General features: G+C 72.2%; 1 protein-coding gene. It reads left to right on the top strand.

Annotated elements, in window-relative coordinates; all coding sequences use genetic code 11:
• A partial coding sequence (locus FLV34_RS39410) for a DUF222 domain-containing protein (protein ID WP_147945600.1) occupies window positions 1-915 on the top strand: 915 nt, incomplete at both ends.

Below are 915 nucleotides of genomic sequence, written 5' to 3' on the forward strand. Positions count from 1 at the left end.
CGGGATGAGCGGGCCGATTACGGGCGGCGGTTCCTGCGGGTCCGCCCGGGCAAGGGCGGCGGCGTGGAAGGGGAGTTCTACCTGCCGCGTGAGGCCGGCGCCCGGTTGATGGCGTTGTTGCAGGCGTACGCCAAGCTGAGGGCACAGGGGGATGACCGCCCGCTGACGGTGCGCCAGGCGGACGCCTTGATCGCCCTGCTGGAGCAGAAGATCGCCGCCGAGCTCCTCGTCGTGGTCAGCGCCGAATCCCTCCCCACCGACCCCGAAACCACCGACCCCACCGACGACAACCCACACCCCGCCGACGACACCAGCGACCCGGCCACCCAAGACCCCGCTGCCCCGGCCACCCAAGACACCGACCCGGCCACCCAAGACACCGCCGACGACGACGTCAGCGACCACTTCGTGGACCTCGGCGACAGCGCCCCCAGCGACTACGTCCCCGACCCTGCCGGATGCACTGACGAGCCAAGCCAGGCCGACCCGGCCACCGAAGACCCTGCTGACCCTGCCGCCGACGACGACGTCAGCGACCACTTCGCGGACCTCGGCGACAGCGCCCCCAGCGACTACGCCCTCGACACCACCGGGACCACTGACGAGCCGGGCCAGGCCGACGACACCACCGACCACGCCGAAGACACGCGGGATGCCGGGGGCTTCGAGGAAGGCCGGGACGACACGGGCGACCCTGCACCCGGCCAGGCCGACGACTTCGACAATGCCGAGGCTGAGGCAGATGCCGGTGCGGAGAGCGCCGACGACACCAACGCCTACGCCCCCGACGCCACCGGAAGCGCCGACGACCTGAGCCGGGCCGATGACACCGTTTCCGGCGCGTTGGGCGACCCCGGCGCTGCGGGCGGCGCTGACGACCCCGACATCCCGGAGGAGTTCGACACCGGCGAGGCT

This window comes from Microbispora sp. CSR-4, from assembly GCF_008033685.1.
In the GTDB taxonomy this organism is placed as follows: Bacteria; Actinomycetota; Actinomycetes; order Streptosporangiales; family Streptosporangiaceae; genus Microbispora.